This is a genomic window from Haloferula chungangensis (assembly GCF_042664875.1).
Taxonomy (GTDB): Bacteria; Verrucomicrobiota; Verrucomicrobiia; order Verrucomicrobiales; family Akkermansiaceae; genus Haloferula; species Haloferula chungangensis.
Map to the genome: position 1 here is coordinate 20,424 of NZ_JBHTBS010000016.1, position 20,434 is coordinate 40,857.

16 protein-coding genes are annotated in these 20,434 nt (G+C 58.3%); 4 read left to right on the plus strand and 12 right to left on the minus strand.

The features are described from left to right. Positions 1-17: 17 nt before the first annotated feature. Positions 18-1,547, plus strand: a complete 1,530-nt coding sequence (locus tag ACFQY0_RS19545; RefSeq protein ID WP_379716140.1) for a PDZ domain-containing protein — start codon at positions 18-20, stop codon at positions 1,545-1,547. Positions 1,548-1,582: 35 nt separating this feature from the next. Here ACFQY0_RS19545 and ACFQY0_RS19550 read toward each other — a convergent pair whose 3' ends face one another. From ACFQY0_RS19550 to ACFQY0_RS19570, 5 genes are read right to left on the minus strand one after another with little or no spacing between them, the layout of a single operon-like run. After that, positions 1,583-2,041 (minus strand): acetolactate synthase, encoded by a 459-nt coding sequence (locus ACFQY0_RS19550; protein ID WP_379716143.1) that lies wholly within the window; start codon positions 2,039-2,041, stop codon positions 1,583-1,585. Between the two features lie 11 nt (positions 2,042-2,052). After that, entirely contained in the window at positions 2,053-3,699 is a 1,647-nt protein-coding gene (locus ACFQY0_RS19555) for an ankyrin repeat domain-containing protein (protein WP_379716226.1), read from the minus strand. Positions 3,700-3,733: 34 nt separating this feature from the next. Beyond that, on the minus strand, positions 3,734-4,420 hold the full coding sequence (tsaA, locus tag ACFQY0_RS19560; RefSeq protein ID WP_379716146.1) for a tRNA (N6-threonylcarbamoyladenosine(37)-N6)-methyltransferase TrmO: 687 nt from the start codon (positions 4,418-4,420) through the stop codon (positions 3,734-3,736). Between the two features lie 51 nt (positions 4,421-4,471). Beyond that, entirely contained in the window at positions 4,472-6,442 is a 1,971-nt protein-coding gene (locus ACFQY0_RS19565) for a DNA gyrase/topoisomerase IV subunit A (RefSeq protein WP_379716149.1), read from the minus strand. A gap of 49 nt (positions 6,443-6,491) precedes the next feature. Further along, entirely contained in the window at positions 6,492-7,406 is a 915-nt protein-coding gene (locus ACFQY0_RS19570; RefSeq protein WP_379716152.1) for a hypothetical protein, read from the minus strand. A 150-nt stretch (positions 7,407-7,556) separates the two neighbouring features. Between ACFQY0_RS19570 and ACFQY0_RS19575 the strand changes: the two genes are divergently transcribed. After that, positions 7,557-10,076, plus strand: a complete 2,520-nt coding sequence (locus ACFQY0_RS19575; protein WP_379716155.1) for a glycosyl hydrolase — start codon at positions 7,557-7,559, stop codon at positions 10,074-10,076. Between the two features lie 91 nt (positions 10,077-10,167). Here the strand turns inward: ACFQY0_RS19575 and ACFQY0_RS19580 are convergent, their stop codons facing one another. Beyond that, a complete protein-coding gene (locus ACFQY0_RS19580; RefSeq protein ID WP_379716158.1) occupies positions 10,168-10,542 on the minus strand; it encodes a hypothetical protein in 375 nt (124 codons plus the stop codon). Positions 10,543-10,702: 160 nt separating this feature from the next. On the opposite strand from ACFQY0_RS19580, the gene ACFQY0_RS19585 reads away from it, so the two are divergent. Both ACFQY0_RS19585 and ACFQY0_RS19590 read left to right on the plus strand, forming a co-directional pair. Then, the gene (locus ACFQY0_RS19585) at positions 10,703-11,491 is read left to right on the plus strand and encodes an MlaE family ABC transporter permease (RefSeq protein WP_379716229.1); all 789 of its coding nucleotides are present in this window, start codon (positions 10,703-10,705) and stop codon (positions 11,489-11,491) included. 304 nt (positions 11,492-11,795) lie between these two features. Continuing rightward, entirely contained in the window at positions 11,796-13,448 is a 1,653-nt protein-coding gene (locus ACFQY0_RS19590) for a hypothetical protein (protein ID WP_379716161.1), read from the plus strand. Between the two features lie 8 nt (positions 13,449-13,456). Here the strand turns inward: ACFQY0_RS19590 and ACFQY0_RS19595 are convergent, their stop codons facing one another. From ACFQY0_RS19595 to ACFQY0_RS19620, 6 genes are all read right to left on the minus strand, one after another. Continuing rightward, positions 13,457-13,795, minus strand: a complete 339-nt coding sequence (locus ACFQY0_RS19595; protein ID WP_379716164.1) for an HNH endonuclease — start codon at positions 13,793-13,795, stop codon at positions 13,457-13,459. A gap of 410 nt (positions 13,796-14,205) precedes the next feature. Next, a complete protein-coding gene (phoU, locus tag ACFQY0_RS19600) occupies positions 14,206-14,922 on the minus strand; it encodes a phosphate signaling complex protein PhoU (RefSeq protein WP_379716167.1) in 717 nt (238 codons plus the stop codon). A gap of 17 nt (positions 14,923-14,939) precedes the next feature. Beyond that, on the minus strand, positions 14,940-15,737 hold the full coding sequence (gene pstB / locus ACFQY0_RS19605) for a phosphate ABC transporter ATP-binding protein PstB (RefSeq protein ID WP_379716170.1): 798 nt from the start codon (positions 15,735-15,737) through the stop codon (positions 14,940-14,942). Continuing rightward, positions 15,737-16,498 carry a phosphate ABC transporter ATP-binding protein PstB gene (gene pstB, locus ACFQY0_RS19610; protein WP_379716173.1) on the minus strand — a complete coding sequence of 254 codons (762 nt, stop codon included), beginning with the start codon at positions 16,496-16,498 and terminating at the stop codon, positions 15,737-15,739. The genes pstB (ACFQY0_RS19605) and pstB (ACFQY0_RS19610) overlap by 1 nt, the downstream gene beginning before the upstream one ends. Further along, positions 16,498-18,120: a phosphate ABC transporter permease PstA gene (gene pstA, locus ACFQY0_RS19615; protein WP_379716176.1), complete on the minus strand. Its 1,623-nt coding sequence runs from the start codon at positions 18,118-18,120 to the stop codon at positions 16,498-16,500. The genes pstB (ACFQY0_RS19610) and pstA overlap by 1 nt, the downstream gene beginning before the upstream one ends. Positions 18,121-18,129: 9 nt before the next feature. After that, entirely contained in the window at positions 18,130-20,394 is a 2,265-nt protein-coding gene (locus ACFQY0_RS19620; protein WP_379716179.1) for an ABC transporter permease subunit, read from the minus strand. Between the last annotated feature and the right edge of the window lie 40 nt (positions 20,395-20,434).

A 20,434-nucleotide genomic window follows, 5' to 3' on the forward strand; every position in this document is an offset into this window, starting at 1 on the left:
CCAAAAATTTTTCGACCATGCGTCACTGCATCCTTCTCACCGCCCTCTCGGTCCTGGTTCTCTCATCATGCGAACAAGCCTCCAAAGCTCAGGTATCCGAGCCGGACAAGATCGCCGAGCCCGCAGCCACCCCCGCCGATCCCAAGCAGTCGGTCATCCGCATCAACTCCACCCGCCAAAAGTGGAATCCAGGGCAACCCTGGGAGAAGCAGCCACCACGCAAGCGACGCTCGCTTGCCGCGGTTGTCGGAGATGGCCAGTTCATTACCACCTCTGAGATGGTCGCCGATGCAACCATGATCGAGCTGGAATCCATCGATGGAAAGAAGCTCGCTCAAGGCAAGGTCATTGCGGTCGACTATGAAGCGAATCTCGCCTTGATCGGTCTTGATGACCCTGAAGCGGACGCCTCCTTTTCCGAAGGCCTGGTGCCGCTTGAGATCGCCGAGCCCTTCGGACTCGGAGACAGCGTCGAAGCCATTCAGGTCGAGGAAAACGGCACTCTTCTCGTCACCCGTGGGCCGGTTCAGAGCATCGACATTGTCGCCAACTTCCTGCCCGGTGAGTATTTCCTGACCTACGAGGTGAAAGCGTCGATGCAGAGTGCCGCTAGCAGCTTTTCCGTGCCGGCGCTGCACGACGGCAAACTTGCGGGGCTTCTAACAAGCTATAACTCCAAGGATCAGATCAGCGACATCACCGGCACCGAGATTCTTTCCCGGTTCCTGGAAGATGCCGCGGATGGCGACTATCAGGGCTTCCCTTCACTCGGTGTCTCCACCGCACGCACCGAGGATGCGGGCTTCCGCTCTTGGCTGAAGCTTTCCGATGACGTCGGAGGCCTCTACATCGCCAAAGTGCGGAAAGGCAGTGCTGCGGAAGCTGCCGAGCTCAAAAAAGGCGACGTCATCACCGTCGTCGATGGTCACGACATCGACCGCATGGGCTACTTCGAGCACCCCATCTACGGCCGCACCTACTGGAGCCATCTGGTTCGTGGCGCGAAGGGCGCGGGCGAAAGCGTCACGCTGGGCATCCTCCGGGATGGCGAAACCCTGGAACTCAACGTCGAACTTGAGCGTCGCGATCGGCAGAACGAATTGGTTCCCGGCTACCTCTTCGGCAAGGCCCCCAATTTCCTCGTCAAGGGAGGCTTCATCTTCCAGGAGCTCACTCGCCCCTTGTTGGAGTCCTTCGGCGACGAGTGGGAGTCGCGTGCGCCCCTCAATCTTCTCGACGTGCTTGAGAATCCCGACAAATACGAGGATCGCTACGAGCGCGTCGTTTTCCTCGCAGGAGTCATCGCCACCCCGGCCACCGTGGGATACGAACCTCTCCGAAACCTCATTGTCACCGAGGTGAACGGCAAGCCGGTGCGTGACATGAAGTCGCTCATCGCAGCATTTGACGATGTCCCCGGCGACGGACTGCACTCAATCGAGTTCGACGAGGAAAACTTCAAGGTCTACCTCGACGAAGTGGTATCGACCCAGGTCGACGGAGAACTCCTGCAACGTGGATTGAGCAAGCTCTCCCGCTCCGAGTGACAACTTCTCAGAAAGCGAAGAGCCGCTGACTCCGATCAGCGGCTCAGGTCTTCCTGATAGATGAGCTTGAAGCCTGCTTGGTTCATCACCGAGACCGCGAAGTCATAGTCTTCCACGTGCATCGCGAGCATCGCGCGCCCATTCTGCGAGGGCAGCAGGCCGTAGGCGAAGTCGATATTCGTTTCCGCAATCATCAGGGTATCGAGCACCGGCAACAATTCCGGTCCTGCTTCCTTGAGCGAAATCACCAGCAGCTCGCAACTTGTGAAAGGAATCCCCTTTTCCATGAAAATCTGCTCGGTGGTATCCGGGTCAGTAACCACCAGTCGCGCCACGGTTGCATCCCGGGAATCCTGCACACTGATGCCCACGACTTCGATCGTGTTGTTTCTCAGCAACTTCACCAGCGAGGCGAGCGCCCCGGCTCGATTCTGAAGCAGGATGGAAAACTGTCGAACCGGAGAACCGGGATTGAGCGTTGTCGTTTCGTCCATGGAAAAAGGGATCAGCCACGCGGTCCGCGCAGCGGGATGGTGGTGGTTGCACGCGTCTGCACGTTTTCGATCACCACCTGATTGGGTCTCACATCAGCGACCAGGTAGTCCGTTCCGTCGGCAGTCTTGAATCGCTGACCGGCGCGGGCCACATAATAGCGTCCGCTCGACGAATCTTCCACGAGGGCGACAGGGTCATGAGCCAGGGCTGGAAGCTCTGCAACCAGGTCCCGTGACATGCCGGTGCGGCTATCCTTGATCTCGACCACGGATACCTCGACCGGGTTCCCGAAGTTCTCTTTGCCGCTCTGCATTTTGCGATGCACCTTGATCACTTGCAGAGTGGTTCCCGGAATCGTGGTCCCCTCGCTGACCTTCTGAGTCTCCCCCCCAACCATTCGAACCGAGGCCACTCCCTTGTCCGCAGACTCGACGATCAGCGGAAGCTCGCGCTGACGGTAGGAACGCATGATGATTGGAGACGGCGATGGCTCAGGCAGCGCATTTTCGGCAACGGCCGCCGGGCGTTCGCTGTTACTAACAGCATCTCCTTCAAGGACGACTCCATCGAGAAATTCCGGTGCCTTCTTCGCTTGAGGCAGCCTACCAACGGCACCTTCACCTTGTCCGGGCAGCGGCTGGTTCCATGGTGTCCCTTGATCCGCATCCGCCGATCCCACGCCGGAAGTCGAACCATTCTGATGGGCTGCCATCTCACCAGAGCTCTCACCATCAGCTGCTGTCTCGCGGGGATCCGCTTCCTGATCCGCTTCCTGATCCGGTGTCTCGTTCGAGGCCAGTTCAGAAGCTTCATCCACCAGATGTTTTTCGACCTCTGCCGCCATTTCCATTCCGAGCTCAACCGGTTCGCTGAGTTCAAAATCCCCTTCCTGGGGCCCTTCGGCGAGTCGCATTGAGACCATCTCGTGCCCGGATTCCTCCGCCAGATCCTTGGCCGTCCGACCTTTCTGATCCATGGCAAAGCGGTTTGCCCCAATCTCCAAAAGCATTTCCACCGCCTCCGGGTGACCGTTCTGAGCCGCCAGCATCAAGGGAGTGCGCCCATCATCAATCCGCGCATAGATGCTCGCACCAAAGTTCGTCAACTCATCGATCACTTCAGCCTGCCCCAGGATGGCCGCCGCAAGCAGGGCATCATCGAGATCCTCTCTCACATAGGGTGCCAGTTCCGGAACCATGCTCTTACGGCTATCGCGTACCGCGAGCATCAGCGGCTTGAATTTTTCATCATCCTTGAGCGATGGATCAGCCCCTTGCCGGAGCAGATAACGGACGGTTTCAGGCGTCGACTCCATCACCGCCTCCATCAGCGGAGTGCGGCCATTGGCGTCCCTGACATTGACGTCCATTTCTCGATCGAGCATGAAATCAATCGACTGAATGGCACCCGATCCCGCCGCCGCATGAAGCGCCGTCCTCCCCCGTTCATCCATCGAGTCAAGCGCCAGACCCGCGTCGATCATCGTTTTCATCGCCCGCACGTCATCGCTCTCCGCCGCTCTGAAGAAGGCTTCCTGAGTCACCTCGTAACCCGCCACCGAGAGGCTCTCCCGCTCCACTTCTCCTCGCTCCTTGCAGGAGGCAAAAAGAAACAAAGCCACCAAGCTAGTACCGTAAAGGGTTGGGCGTATTGGCATCACGAGGGCAAACTAATACGGAAATCTTAAGTTTTCAATCCCGAAGGCCGAGCGGCTCGATTCCGCTGATATGGCAGCATCCCTCGACCACCCGGAAGCGGATGTTGGCCCCGCACATCAGCACGCCATGCTCCCTACCCGCTTCATCGCGCCCGGCGGCGGGACGTGGGTCGAGCGAGAGGGCTTCCTTGATGACGGCCTGATCGCGCTCAGAAAGGCTCACGAGTTTATCTTCTCCCCTCACTTCCAAGCGCGGCGGAAGCTCATCGGCATATCCGCCGGTCGCGCTTCCCAATGCCTCGGCGTAGGGCAAATAGGGTTTCACATCGAAAATCGGCGTTCCATCAACCAGATCAATGCCGCCCAACTTCAGAACCGGTCCATCTTCGCGTTCGAGGTCAACGCTCTCGAGACGGACGAGCGACAGACCCATCCCATTTGGCCGAAATGTCGAACGACTCGCAAACACGCCGACGCGTTGGTTTCCTCCGAGTCGTGGCGGCCTCACGGTCGGCGACCAGCCGCGATCCGCCGTCTGATGAAAATGGAAAATCAACCAGATATGGGAGAACCCCTCCAACCCCCGCACCGCTTCCTTGTGGCGAAAATCCTTTTCAAAAATCAGCTCGCCCCAGGCTGAGGGACAAAGCCCCGGCTGTCGCGGCACCGCAAATTTCTCACCGAAGCAAGTTCTGACTCGAGCAATCGGAGTGATTTCCATGGTCGAAGTCTGCGATCTCAAGCCCGTCCTGCCAAGCGGTCTCCCTCGCCATCATTCCAGGTCGAGATCCTTCGGAGCCCGGGCAATGCGCTCGGCCGGAAGCTTGGTGACGATGTTGCCGCCGCTGCCGCGCGACTTGATTCCGACTTCGGCAAAGTGGAATGGACGACTCACATTCCGGAGTCGCAGCGCCGGCTTCAAATGCACGATCAGCATCTGGTCGTTGCTCGATGCCTCATCCTTGTGCACCGCAAAGTAGAAGATCCGTGAGTTCTTTTTGCCCTTGGTCAGGTCGTATTCCTTATCCCGCGTGACGCCCCCAATCCGGAATCGCTTCGCCAACAAAGGCCCGTCTTTTCCGTCGCGATAGATCATCGAGTAAATGAGATCCTCGTCCTTGCGGAAGATCGCCACCCGGATCGGTCGCTGCCCCACGAACACCTTGTCCGCGATCTTCATCACCTTGACCTTGCCGTCCGCCGTGAAGGCAATGACGTCATCCAGCGTCGAACACTTCTCGATCGCGGTCTCCTTCTTCAGTCCGTAACCGGCAAAGCCATTCTTCTCATCGAGATACAGCGTCTCGGTCGCCGCAACCACCTGCGTCCGGTCCACCTTTTCAAAGGAAGAAATTTCCGTCCGACGCTCGCGACCTTTGCCGAAGTTCTTCTTCAATTCCTCAAACCAGCGAATTGTGAAACGGGTGAGGTTCCGAATGTTCTTTTCGGTCTCTTCAATCTCCTTCTCCAAGCCCTTGATCTCCTCGTCAGCCTTGAACTTGTTGAACTTGGATATCCGCTTGATCCGAATCTCGGTGAGTCGCACCAGGTCCTCCTCGGTCACCTCGCGCTTGAGCAGCTTCTTGAAAGGCTTCAAGCCATCATCGATCGCCTTCAGCACCGCCTCCCAAGTTTCGCACTCCTCGATGTCGCGGTAGATGCGATTCTCGATGAAGATCTTTTCGAGCGAACTGAAGTGCCATTTCTCGTTGAGTTCTCCGAGCTTGATTTCGAGTTCCTTGCCTAACAGCTCACGAGTCTGATTCGCACTCCGTTTGAGAATCTCCGTCACTCCCATGAACTGCGGTTTGCCGTCGGCAATCACGCAGGCATTTGGCGAGATGCTCAGCTCGCAGTCGGTGAAGGCAAACAGCGCATCGCGACTCGTCTCCGCATCCACCCCCGATGGCAGATGCACCAGGATGTCCGCCTTGTCCGCCGTGTTGTCCTCGATCCGGGAAATCTTGATCTTTCCCTTGTCGCCGGCCGCCACGATGGAATCCATCAGGTTCCCGGTCGTCGTTCCGAAGGGAATCTCGGTGATGCGGATGAGGTTCTTTTTCTCGACGTGCATCCGCGCACGCACCCGCACCTTGCCGCCACGCAGCCCATCACGGTAATCGCTGGCATCCATGATACCCCCGGTGGGGAAATCCGGCAGCAGCTCGAACGACTGATTTCTCAGTGCCGCAATGCAGCCATCGATGATCTCGATGAAATTGTGGGGCAGCATCTTGCAGGCAAGCCCCACGGCAATGCCCTCGACTCCTTGCGCCAGGAGCACCGGGAATTTCGAAGGGAGCACCACCGGCTCCTTGTTCCGACCGTCGTAACTTGGCGTCCATTCGGTCGTCTTCGGATTGAATGTCACCTCCAGCGCAAACTTGGTCAGACGGGCCTCGATGTATCGGGGAGCTGCCGCATTGTCACCCGTCAGCGTGTTGCCCCAGTTTCCCTGGCAATCGATCAGCAGATCCTTCTGACCCATGTTCACCGTCGCGGCGCCGATCGCCGCATCACCGTGGGGGTGATACTTCATCGTGTTCCCGATCAGGTTTGCCACCTTGTTGTAGCGACCGTCATCGAGCTCCTTCATCGAGTGCAGAATCCGCCGCTGCACCGGTTTCAGGCCATCATGCAAGTGCGGCACGGCGCGCTCGAGGATCACGTACGATGCGTAATCGAGGAAAAATTCCTTATACATTCCCCGCAGGGAATTGGGTTCATCGGCGTCTGAAGTCATTGCTGAGGCAATGCTTAGGATTCCCGAATCAATGGGCAAGGCCGAATCTTCAATCGAAGTCCGGATCGAAGGGCGGCGCGGGCAGCTCACCCTCCTTTGGAGCCAAACCCAGCGGCCCCATTCCCGAGGGCGCGCGTGGAGTGGTGATCGGCACGAGGTTCAGCTTCAAATCGCACCCCCTCGCACAGGTCGTTTCCTGACGGTCCTCCAGATCGGTGAAGTTCACCCTATCGATCCGGTTCCACGCCACACAGGCGAGCACATCGATCATCCGTTGGTAGGATGCGCCTGGGGCGACATGGATTTCCACCGATCCGACACTCGACGTCGCCTCCATTGCCATTTTGTAGGCCGAAAGCCTCTGGTCGAGATTCGTCAACGTCCGGTCCTCCCTGTCCCGATCGAGCACATCTCGAGCGGCCCCTAATCCCACCGACACCTTTTCATCCGCATCCACGACGATGAATACGGGCTCAATGTTGGGAGGCCCCCAACAGCCCACCCCCCACGCGAGGCTCAAATGAAAGCCCGCTGGCCTCGATGGCCCGGTCCCTTGATCGACCAGAAACTCGATATCACAGATCCCCGACTTTGCGGCGATCCGAAGCAACTCACGAATCTCCCGAAACGGAATCTCCGCCGGAGCCGAGATTAAGAGCCTTTCTTCGAATCCCTCACGTCGACAACGCTCACGGATTTCCTGAAAGCTATCGATCAATTTGTCGTGATCCGGGCAGGATGCATGAAACCGCCCCTGATCGTAGGTTTTCCAACCGTCCCCCCTCCGCAGAACTTCAAGCAACCCTCCATCACGCAGATCCAGGCTCGGAGCTCCGTACGACTTCACCAATCCTTCGAGTCTTCCTCCATGGATGTCCACCGGCTCCCGCTCCGCCACCTCCTCATGCCGGCACCCCGCCAGCAGGAGTCCTCCTGCGAGCCCGATGGCTCGCCAAAAATTCAACACCCAGCTCACATAAGGCAAACGCCCCACCACGCCATCCTCTTAGCCATTCGCCATCCCCTCGGAACTTCTCCCGATAAATCCCGATCTCAGCGGCATTACCCAAACAGAATACTAGCCGCCGCGGCCATTATTGCCGAAAACACCACCGTGTTCCGCATCCTTGTTCTCCCACTCCTTCTCGCCGCTCCTCTCATGGCGCACGATGCCGAGTGGCCGGATGCCATGCAGAACCATCGTCCCATCGTCCGATGGTGGTGGCCCGCTGATCTCTCGCCGGAGGCCGATCCCCATCATGAACTCGAACAGATCGCCGCAGCCGGTTTCGGAGGAGTCGAAATCCGACCAGCTCCTCCCCTTCGAAATCGCACCGCCACCAACCTCGAGTGGCTCTCCCCAGCCTGGATCGATCGCTTCTCGGCCGCCACCAAAACCGCCGATCGACTCGGCCTAAAGCTAGATCTCTCTAACAACGGCCCGAGCAGCGCCAACCTTCCTCCCATTCCGCCTTTCGAACTGGCCATTCAGTCCGTACCGATCATTGCCACCACTCAGGGCGGCCCACTCGATCTGGAGGTTCCTGCCGGCGGTGTCGACTGCCTTGGCGCCTGGCCAAAGCACGGTCCACCCGTCGATCTACTTCCCTTCATCGACCTTGAAACCCACCAGCTCCACTGGGACGCCCCACCCGGGACTTGGAGAATCTACGGCATCGGCCGCGAGGCGAAGAATTACCCCGACTACTTTTCAACCACTGCCACCGCCAACGCCCTCGCCTACTTTGCCGACGCCTTCCTCGAATCCGACGCCGGCTTCCCGCGCTCCTCCACCCTCGAGACCTTTGAGCAGCAAGCGGACTGGACAAGCGCGCTCGTCGGCGCCTTCCAGCATCGGCGCGGCTACGACCTGCGCACCCAGCTCCCCGCACTTTATGGCGACGCCGAAGCGGGAACGGTCGAACGCGTCGTCACCGACTACCGCGAAACCCTCGCCGACCTGCGCCGCGACACACTCATCACCTGGCACAAATGGGCCAACGATCAGGGATCGCTCAGCAGAACCCACATCAATGGAATCACCGGCAATCCCATCGATCTCCATGGCGTTCCTGATATTCCCGGCATGCTGATCGAGGGCCTTCCAAGCGACGACGACCTGCCGCTCCTGACATTCGCCGCCTCGGCGGCCCACCTCCACGCCAAGCCCCTCATCGCTGCCACCGTTTTCCATTCGCCCAGGGATCCCGCTCTAACAACTCCTGCGGAAATGAAGCGCGCGGTCGACCTTCTGTGGCTCAGCGGAGCGAATCTGCTGGTTCTGGACGGAATCGTCAGCAGCTTGCCCGACGAGTCGCACCAGATCGCCTCGCCGACGACTCTACCGATCACGCCACTAGGTCCGGGTTCGGGTCGTTGGGAAAACATCCAGTCGTTCACTGACTACATCGCCCGTTGCCAGAGCATCCTTCAGGCGGGTGCTCCCGACCCTGACGTCCTGCTCTACTATCCGACCCACGACCTCTCCAGTGAGCGCGGCGGCATCCCGAGCGATCCCGCCAAACAGACCGAATGGTTTCTCCCCACGGCCTTCCACCGCACGGCTCGCGCGCTCATCGAGCATGGCATTTCCTGTGACTATGCTTCCGACCTGCTGATCCAGAACGCCACCGTCAGCCACGGCCGTATCATCCTCGGAGGGATGGCCTATAAAACCCTGATCCTTCCCGAAGTACGACAACTCTCGGAGATCACGGCCAAGCACCTCCTCGAACTCACGCTCCAGGGGGCGACCCTCACGGTCATCGGTGACTGGCCGCGCGATGTCCCGGGCTTTCCGATGCCTGACATCCGCCGCGGCACGCTCTTCACCACCTTTCAGAACATTCCGGAGTCTCAGATCCGCGAAGGTGAGGACCCGATCGAGATCCTCACCGAGCTGGGCGTCGTCCCCGAAGCCATGGCTTCCCACGGCCTCCGTTTCGTCCGCCGCAGCCACAACGAAGGCAGCCACTACTTCATCGTCAATCGCTCGAAGCAGCGCGTCGACGCGTGGATTCCGCTCTCCACTCCGGCGATCTCCGCCGTCCTCATGGATCCCCGCTTCCTCAGGCGCAGCGGCATTGCCCCCAGCCGGGTCCGCAATGATCGCTTCGAAGTGCAACTGACGCTCGAACCCGGCGAATCACGCATCCTTCGCACCTTCAGGGAGCGCGAAGCCGAGGGGCCCGACTGGTTTGAGCTCTCTCCCAGCGCCTATCCGCGTTCCATCGCCGGCACCTGGAATGTCGCATTCATCAGTGGTGGCCCCGAACTTCCCGACGAATACGAATCCCCGCTGCTCGGCTCCTGGACGACCCTCGACGACCCCCGAGTCGACCGCTTTCAGGGAACTGCCCGATACAGCATCGGGATCGAAGTGCCCCAAGACGGCAAGTGGCTGCTCGATCTCGGAGAAGTCGCCCACACCGCTCGCGTCACGATCAATGGAAACGAAGCCGGAACCAGCTACGCCCCTCCCCACCTGCTTGACGTTTCCAGATTTCTTAAGACCGGCACCAACACCCTCGCCATCGAAGTTACCAACCTTCCCCAGCCCGCTCCAGAGAGCAATGATCCTCCGGGCAACTCCGGACTGCTAGGACCTGTTAGACTCATTCCTCTAACGGAATAAGATGGTCGACCGTGGCGCCAGAATGAAAGACGGCCGGGACTCGCGTCCCGACCGTCTCCAACCATCCTTTTGTGCGAGGAAACTTTTTCAGCTAAGCCACCTTCCGGAGATGCTTCGGCTTCGCCAGCTGACGCTCGGCCCTTTCGAAGCAGCGGTAGATTGACTGGTCGAGGTGACGACCTTTTGCATGGGCTTCGAGAAGCCGATGCTTCGAATCATGCACGATCAAGTGGACTTCGGATTCACCTCGTTTCGCAAACATGTGGAGTTCCGCTCGATGCAGGTCGGGATGCAAGCGGATGAGATGCTGGTAACGTTGCTGTAAGACCACTTTGGTGTGCTCTTTCAGGTGGGTATTCTGCGTCTCGATGTGTTTCGCGAAGTCGTAGACCGTTTTCATGATTTCATATTGCTTTTCAGTCGCCTTCACCATGAAGGCACCACCCTGAAAGGCATCACGAATCATGCCATTCTGAAATCTCAAGCTTCCGGAACCCATGCATTTCCCTCATGGGTCCACGGAAGGGACATGATTCCTTCACCGTCCTTTTGAGAGCGTCCCGTCTCCCATGCCTGCATCGTTCTGGTCAAAGCCCCGGCCGCCAGCTAGGCTTCGCGGAGTGCAGATGTTCGCTGTCATCGGGCGTCCTTTCCTCGCCTTCATCTCCTACCTGGGCAAGCTCGGCTTGCTCATCAGCATGGTGATGGAGTCCATCCTGAATGGGAAAAGGCGGCACCGTCTGATGTTCGAACAGGTCGTCGAAATCGGCTATCGCTCCCAACCCGTCGTCATCGTCACCGGGGCTTTCACCGGAGCCGTCCTCGCCGCCCAGTCGCTCTTTCAGTTCAGCGAGCTCGGCATGGAAACCGGTGCGGGCGCGCTGGTGAGTGTCGCCATGATGCGCGAACTCGGACCGTCGATCACCGCATTGATGCTTGCAGGCCGCGTCGGGGCGGCCATGGCCGCAGAGATCGGCACCATGAAAGTAACCGAACAAATTGATGCGCTGCGCTCGGTGGGGGTGCATCCCATCGACTACCTCGTCAGCCCGCGGCTCGTCGCCATGTTCATCGCCATGCCTCTGCTTATCGCGGAATCGATAGCCTTCGGCATCATCTCATCGCTCCTGGTTGGCACCGTCACCTTCGAGGTCAACGCAGCCTACTGGATGAACCAGGTCCATCTCCACACCGACCTCTCCGACATCATCATTGCGCTCACCAAAGGAACGGTCTTCGGGTTTCTCATCGTCATTGTCTCCTGCCACCAGGGCCTCAGCGCCAGCAATGGCGCCGTCGGTGTTGGCCGTAGCACCACGCGGGCCATGGTTTACTCCGCACTCGCCCTGCTGGTCTTCAACTTTTTCCTCACCCTGCTCATGAACATCATTTTCCCGACAGGTTTCGGAAATTAGACCATCTGCAGCGCCCATTCTGCTTCATTCAGGGCGAAATGCTGGAAACTCAGTGACTTTCCATTCCGCAGAGCTTTCTTGACGAATCGAAATCACCCTGAAATGATTTCAAATCCCGGCTCAGCTGGCCCCAAGCCCTCGGATGATCTTATCGAGGTGCGCTTGTTTTCAGCTAGCATACGGTTCCGACGTTCCCCCCGGTCGGAGTCGTAGGGTCGGGAATCTCACCATGGTGGCGGAGATTTCCCGCCTGACAAAGCCGGGAAGCAGTGCCAGTTTCCCGGCGCCTGAATCACGGTGCATTATGAAACCATTGGACATTCTGTCACTTTCCCTACTCTTTTCGACCATTTCCGGCCAGATTTCCGGAGCAACCAGCAGTCCGCAATTCAGCGGGCTTGGCGACCTTCCCGGGGGAAATGTCCGCTCCGTCGCCACGGGAGTCTCGGCCGATGGCAGCAGCGTCAGTGGCAACAGCTCATCGACCAGCAGTTCGTCACTCCCGAATGTCGATACGGAGGGCTATCGTTGGACGGAACCCGGGGGAATGCTCAAGGTCGGCTTTCTCCCCCTCACCTCCCCGGCATCAACGCTTAGCGGCTTGTCGGCCGACGGAAAGATCGCAACCGGCTACGCAGCCTTTGGCCTCGGCGCGTCGTCGAATCGCGCGGTTCGCTGGGTCGAGGGTAGCGGCTTGAGCAATATCGGAACGCTGTCGGGCGGATCATTTCAGTACTCAGAAGGCCGTGACATCTCGGACGATGGTCTCCGGATCGTTGGCCAAAGCTCGTCGAGTGCCGGCTTTCGTGGCTTTCTTTGGACCTCCGGAGGCAGTCCTACCATGCTCAATCTCGGTGTGGTCGCATCGGGAAACCTCGGTGGAATATCCGAAGCCAATGGCATCTCCGGAAATGGACTGATGGTCGTCGGTTCAAGTACCGCCAATTCGGGAACACCCGCCACCGACACAACACCCGAAATCATCACAAGTCAGCAAACCCAGGCCTTCAAATACAGCGTCGCAACGAGCCGGGTCGGACTCGGCGATCTTGCCGGAGGGCCGGTCGATTCCAGCGCTTATGCCGCTTCCTATGATGGCGCCGTCATCGTCGGCTACGGAACTCCCGGCACCAGCATCAACCACGGCGTGATCTGGACGGATAGCGGCATGCAGTCCGTCGGAGATCTTCCGGGTGGTGCCGAAGCCTGCCGTCTCTATGACGTCAATGCGGATGGCACGATCGCCGTTGGCCTCGGGAACGATGAGACAGGCCGTGCTGCGGTCATCTGGGACGCGGATAACGGGTTGCGCAAACTCTCGACACTCATCAGTGGTCTTGGAATTGATCTGAGTGGATGGAAGCTGGAAACGGCGCAGGGCATATCAGCCGATGGCGATGTCATCGTTGGCAATGGCACCAATCCGGCAGGCAAGAAGGAAGCATGGAGGCTGACCGGAGCCTTGGCGCTCTACGCTGAGCCGGAGCCTGAGTCGCCCGCGCCGAGTCTGGCCCTTGGCAAAGTCATGAGTTTCGCGACGACCCCCGGGAATGTCTATCAGGCTGAGTATTCCGATGATGCCAGCAACTGGTTTTCCCTCGGAAACAGCCATTCCACCATCGGCGCCGCCTCGCCCTCACCGCACAGCATTGCCGATCCGAATCCTCCTTCGGATTCCCGATCCTACCGTCTCACCCTTCTTCCTGGCTCGACCTCGGCTTCCCCGCCCGCCTTCACCATCAGTGAAGGAGCCGTGCTCAGCTTTCCAACCGACCCAGGCTACATTTACCAAGCCGAATATTCCCCCAACCTGAGCAACTGGAGCAATCTCGGCAGTCCGATCCCCACCACCGGCGACACGGTTGGAATCATCCATACCGTTTTTCAGCCCTTCACCGTTTTTCCCTCCCCATCACCGGCCCGCAACAACTACCGCCTGCGGATCGATGAACCCTGATGGTCGGCTCATGCCGACATCCTCACCGACTTCCGGTCGGGATCGAGAAACTGCCGCCAGCTGTCATCCTGTTTGTCCCGGTCCTTGAGTCCATACATCGGCCGCCAACGCGGAATCACAGGTTTGACCAAAGGAAACATGTTGGCCTCATGCGGCAACTTGTTTGCCTTCCGCGTATTGCATCGGATACATGAAGTCACGATATTATGCCAAGTCGTCGGCCCACCCTTGTCTCGGGGCATGACGTGATCGAGATTGAGCTCGGGCTCCTGAAAAACCTTCGCACAGTATTGGCAGGTGAACTTGTCGCGGAGAAAGACATTCCGTCGCGTCAGGCGAACCTCCATCCGAGGAATCTTATCATAGAGTGATAATACAATGATCCTCGGCACCCTCAGAGCCATCCGGACACTGTGAATCAGTTCATCGACGAGAGCCGTTGAAGAATGCTCAACCCAGGATTCGAGACTATGAGTCCGGTACGGATCCTCTCCATCAGTCTGCACGACCTGGGCATGACCAAGGAATAGCAACTTCAATGCACGACGCGCCGAGCATGTCTGTACCGGTTGCCAGAACCGATTGAGCACGAGGACCGAATGATCGAGTAATACCTCCACGCTTTTTTTCCAAGATTTGCATCGGAAACTAGCAGTCTTCGTCCTTCTGCCAAGGTTCAAATTGTGGAAATGCCGACAAATGGGGGATTTCCGGAAAGCAAAACTACTTCCCCAAGAAATCCCTGATTTTCGCCTGCTTAATCATCATCGCCATCATCAACTTCGATCTCCGCCGCCAGCCTTCGATCGTGACGGATATCCTGCGCCGAGCCCAGGAATACTGCGTCTTCGCCGATATTGACGGACAGGTCTCCGACGCGTTCCAGGGAACGAGCCACAAAAATCAAGTGGAGGAGATCCTCCGCTCGCTCACCACCCTCTTCCAGCTGGGCGCTCAGCGTGCTAATCACATTTTTGTGAAGTCGGTCGAGTTCCTTATCACGCTCCACCAACGAGGCCCCCAGGGAACTATTCCGGTCCGTGTAGGCCGCAACCGCGTCGCGCAAAATCTTGTCCGCAATGCCATAGACCGGCTCAATGAGCTTCACTTCACTCAGCTCCGAGCGTTTCAGCATCTTTTTTGCCCGCTTGGCGATGTTCACCGCATGGTCGGAAATCCTCTCAAGATTGGCGGCCACCTTCATCGAGCTGATCACCAGTCGCAGGTCGCTTGCCACGGGATGAAAGCGCACGAGAATATCCATCCCGGTCGAATCGATACTCCGCTGCAACTCATCGACATCACTATCATCCGCAATCACGATCTTGCATCGATCCAGATCACGCTCAAGCAGCGCATGGATCGCACGTTCGAGATTAAGGCGGGTCTGACCGGCCATACTGATGACCTCGCGGCGCAGATAGCTGATGGCCTCGTCAAACTCGTGGATGATGTGGGGTGATTCCGGATGCATGGGTCGTAATGATGATTTCAGCCAAATCGGCCGCTGATGTAGTCTTCGGTTTCGCGTTTCTTCGGATTCGAGAAGATCGCGGATGTCGTGCCATACTCGACAAGCTCTCCCAGGTAAAAGAAAGCGGTTTTATCAGAAACTCGAGTCGCCTGCTGCATGTTGTGAGTGACGATCACAATCGTGAATTCCTTCCGGAGCTCAAGGATGAGTTCCTCCACCTTGGCGGTGGCAATGGGATCAAGCGCCGAACAAGGCTCGTCCATCAGCAGGATCTCGGGACTCACTGCGATGGCGCGCGCGATGCATAGGCGCTGCTGCTGGCCACCGGAAAGACCGAAGGCACTTTCGTTCAGACGATCTTTCACCTCATCCCAGAGGGCCGAACCACGCAGCGCCTTCTCGACGATTCCGTCCATCTCCGATTTCTCGACCACCCCTGTCAGGCGTGGCCCATAGGCGACGTTCTCGTAGATGGAGCGAGGGAAGGGATTGCTCTTCTGGAACACCATGCCCACCCGGCGGCGTAGCTCGACGGGATCGACGTCCGGACTATGAATCTCCGTGCCGTCTATCAGGATCTTTCCCTTCGTGACCTTTGCGCCCGGAACCAGATCGTTCATGCGATTGAAGCATCGCAGCAAAGTCGACTTTCCACAACCTGACGGACCGATGAAAGCCACGATTTCCCGCGGAGGGACGATCAGGTCGATACCCTTCAAGGCACGGGAACTCCCATAGCAGAAATCCACGCCTTCGACCTCGATGACGGCGCGGGTTTTCTCCACGCTCGTTTGCTTCTTTTCCATGTCGTGCATCAGCTGAAACGTCCGGAAATGTAAGACTCCGTTTCCTTTTCCTGGGGGTTCTCGAAAATGTCGCGTGTCGGACGATACTCGATCAAACGGCCCATGTAGAGGAATGCCGTCCGGTCCGAGCAGCGTGTTGCCTGCTCCATGTTGTGGGTCACGATCACGATCGTGAACTGTTCCTTCAGCTCACGGATCAAGTGCTCGATCTTCAGTGTCGCGGTGGGATCGAGGGCGGCACAGGGCTCATCCATCAGAAGAATCTCGGGCTGGTTTGCGATCGCCCGGGCAATGCAAAGACGCTGCTGCTGTCCGCCGGAAAGCCCGAAGGCACTTGAGTGAAGACGATCCTTCACTTCATCCCAAAGGGCCGCCGATCGCAGCGATCGTTCGACCACTTCATCCAGTTCCTTTTTCCTGTTCCGGCCTGCGACCCGCAAACTGAAAACAACGTTTTCATAGATCGTCTTGGCAAAAGGATTGTACTTCTGGAACACCATTCCGACCCGCTTGCGGAGGGAGATCACCTCGACTTGGGGGTCATACAGACTCTGATCATTCAGGCGGATGTCCCCTTCGTGGTGCACTCCCTCAATCAGGTCGTTCATGCGGTTCATGTTCCGCAGCAAAGTCGACTTCCCACAACCGGATGGTCCGATCAGAGCCGTTACCTTCCGTTCAGGAATGTCCATGTTGATACGATGGAGCGCCTGCTTCGCACCGTAGTGGAAACTGAAATTGTCGATGGCGATGAAATCTTCCCGTGGCATTAGAAACTGCTGGTGGCGTACTTTTTACGCAGGTGGTTGCGGATCATGATGGCGGCGAGATTCATCACCACCACAATGGTGATCAGAAGCAAAGTGGTCGCAAACACCATCGGCTTGGCAGCCTCCGAGTCGGGAGACTGGAAGCCAAGGTCATAAATATGGAACCCCAGGTGCATGAACTGTCGCTCGGCGTGAACAAACGGCGCCACGGAGTCGACCGGGAGATCGGGCGCACTTTTGACGACGCCGACCAGCATCAGCGGGGCGACCTCACCGGCTCCGCGAGCCATGGCAAGAATCACACCGGTTAGAATACCGGGAACCGATGCGGGGAGCACCACCCGTTGGATTGTCTGCCACTTCGATGCTCCGCAGGCGAGCGCGGCCTCACGCACCCCGCGCGGGACGGCGGCAAGGGCTTCTTCGGTCGCCACGATCACCACCGGCACCGTCAGCAGAGCCAGGGTCAGCGATGCCCACAGGATGCCACCGCTCTTGAAGACGGGCTCTTCCAGGTCTGAGTAGAACCAATCATCGACCACGCCGCCGACAAAGTAGATGAAGAATGCGAGGCCGAAGACCCCGAAGACGATCGAAGGCACACCGGCAAGGTTGTTGACCGAGATCCTCACCGCCTGGACCAGCGGACCCTGCTTTGCATACTCCCGCAGGTAGATCGCGGCAATCACACCGAAGGGGGTCACAAACAGACTCATCACCAAGGTCATCACCACCGTTCCAAAGATCGCGGGGTAAACGCCGCCTTCCATATTGGCTTCACGTGGATTGCTGCTGAGGAAGCTCCATATCCTGCGAAGCATCTCCCCTGCCCGCCCGAAAACTCCGACCTTATTGGGCGCAAAAACATGCAGGAGTTCACCGGAGGAAACCCGCAGCTCCCTGCCATCCGCCGTTTCCATCACCAAATGGTCTGCCTCCAACCGTTCGCGGATCTCGAGACGTTTCTCATCGAGCTTCGCATACTTAGTCTGGAGCTCGGTCAGCTCCGCGAGGATCTCTTCATTCTCGCCATGGAGTCGCTCTTCGTTCTTGAGCTTCTTGACCTGCTCGCTGTTCCGACCGATTTCCTCTTTCTCGATTCCTTCGAGTTCATCGCGGAGCTTCCGGCTCGCCTCAAGCTCCGCTTCCACACGTGCCATGAAATCGGCCGTGCCTGCTTCAAGCCGCTCACCGTTTCCAAACTCAAACGCCACGGCTCGCCCGATCGCGCTTCCTCCTTCGAGACGCTCCACCACTAACAGATCATCGGGCTCGCTTGTCCCCTTGATGTCCGCCCGGTCAATATAGACGAAAGTCTCGCCGTAGAGGTCCCGATTGCCACGAAAAACCTGGATCTCCTCGTGATAAACACCGGCCATGTCGCGGCGTTCGCGCTCTTGGGCGATGTATCCGCCGACTTTTTCCTGCACGCCATCTTTCTCGACATCAACGATAACCAATCGCTTCGGCCAGAAACTTTCCATCCCCTTCACCACCACCAGGCTCAGCAGGCTCAGTGTGAGGATCACACCGATCGCCAGTCCGGCAGCGGTAAGCCATACCAGCGGCTCCCCTTTTCGGGAGCGTCCGGTCGTTGCAAAACTATGAGTTGAATCAGCCATCGAATCAGATCAAACGAGCTTGTTTTTCTCCCTCAATCGCTGACGCATGACTTCGGCCACGCTGTTGAGGATGAATGTCAGCATGAAGAGCACCAGCGCGCCCAGGAAAAGGGTTCGGTAATGAGTCGATCCCGGTGCCGCCTCGGGAAGCTCAACCGCGATGTTCGCGGAGAGGGTTCTCATTCCGGAAAAGATGTTCCACTCGGTTACGGGCGTGTTCCCCGTCGCCATCACCACGATCATCGTCTCTCCGACCGCACGGCCGAATCCGATCATCAGGGCCGAGAAGATCCCCGGAGATGCCACCGGAATGATGATCGAGCGCACCACCTGCCAACGGCTTGCCCCCAGTGCGGAGGCTGCTGCTGTTAGGGTCTTGGGAACATTCGAAAGGGCATCTTCAGCAATCGTGAAAATCACCGGAATCACCGCGAATCCCATCGCAAAGCCGACCACGAGCGAGTTCCGCTGGTCGTAGGATGAACCGGTTGCCTGAGGCCACCAGAGACGGAAATCCGCGATCGTTTCCCCGCTGTTCGGGTCCTTGTAGACGAAGAAGATCTTCTCGATTACCGGCCCCATCGTCCACGCCAGCCATGAGACACCCAGCAGCACTGGAAGCAGCACCATCCACTCACGCCCCCCTTCAAACCGCCCGCGAATGGCCATCGGTTGGCGACTCCAGATGATGCCCACCAGCAGGGCTGAAATCGGCAACGACAAACACACCAGAATGATCGAAGGAACCTTGTCGTCCAAAATCGGCGCCAGCCAGATCCCCGCAAGGAAGCCCAGCACCACGGAGGGCAACGAGGCCATGATTTCCATCGCCGGCTTCACCACCCGTTTCATCGGGGCAGGAAGGAACGCCGCTGAGAAAACCGCCGCCAGCAAGGCAATCGGAACTGAAAACAGCAGCGCATAGAAGGTCCCCTTCAATGAGCCAACGATGAGAGGAATGAGCGAAAGTTTGGGTTCGAAGTCATCCGACCCACCTGTCGACTGCCATTGATAGACAGGCTTCGATCCCCCCTCATACCAGACTTTTCCGAAGAACGCCCTCACTCCCGCCTCCGGGTGGTGGTCTTCAAATGAAAACCGCTGAACCTGACCCTCAGCACCGGCAATGAAGAAATTCTCGGTCTTGCCATCGATCGCGGCGGCAACCGCTTCGAATTCCGTCTCGCCGGACCAACGGGTCGATCCCGATGTGAGATGGCGGATTGAGAGTTCACCGCCGGCTCCCGTGAGAAAGCTCTTCTTTCTCAGGCTCGGCGCAAAAACCGGCACGCCATCACCAATGTCTCCAAATGTCTTCGTCTGACCGAAGACCCGATCACTCGAACCCGCAGGACGGAACAGGCTGAAAACCCGCTGTTCCCCGTCGTCTGCCGTCATCGCCACCGAGACCCCACCGAAAAGATAATCCATCCGTGCCACCGCGCGCCCCGCAAAAGGCTCAAAACTCTGCTTGAGCACCGGCACGTCCCTTTCGATGAGGAAGTAATGCACCCTCCCGTCTTTCGTGCCGACCAACAAGGCCATGCCATTCTGGGACGCCGCCATCGACGTCACCTCACCGCCAATCGCCTCAGTCAGATCATCCGCCCCCAGCTGGGTCAGCTTGGCCTTTCCGATGAGCGACTTCTTTTGTCCGAGCCGGATGACCGAAACTCCTGACTCACGGGCGACGAGAATGCTCTTCTTCGTATCGCCATCACCATAGGCGAGAAGCCGCACCGCACCTTCACCACTTCCCGTATCAAACCACGGCTCCGTTACCACGGAAGGAATGACCGTTCTTTCCCCATCTTCTGAAAACTCGGTCTTGTAATCGACCCGGAACGAACCCACACGACCATCCAGCAGCCCGACGGAGACCCGTTGATGCACCGCATCGTACGATGCCGCTGAAACCTCAACCCCTTCAAGCGTCGGAACGGCGACGACGTCGCGCTCTCCGCTCTCCAGGTCGAGGAAGACGACATCACTGCCGCCATGATAGAGGAAGGGCCTCTCACCCCATTCATCCACCCCGAGCAGCAGCGGCCGCTCGGCGGGGACAATCATCATTTTGTCCGCCTCAACCTTGGCGCCGGAGAACAGAGGGATGATCTCCTTGACGATGAAGAAAAAGATCCCGAACACCGCCAGGATCACCACCATGCCGCCCACACTGATCAAGTGGGTCATCACGCGATCCAGCCACAAGGTTCCCTTGGAAACCTCGAAACGCTTCGGGTCGGGTGTCGGTTGATTACTGGCTGAGTTCATTCAGAGGCAACAAAAGATCTGCAGATGAAGCCTGCTCCGG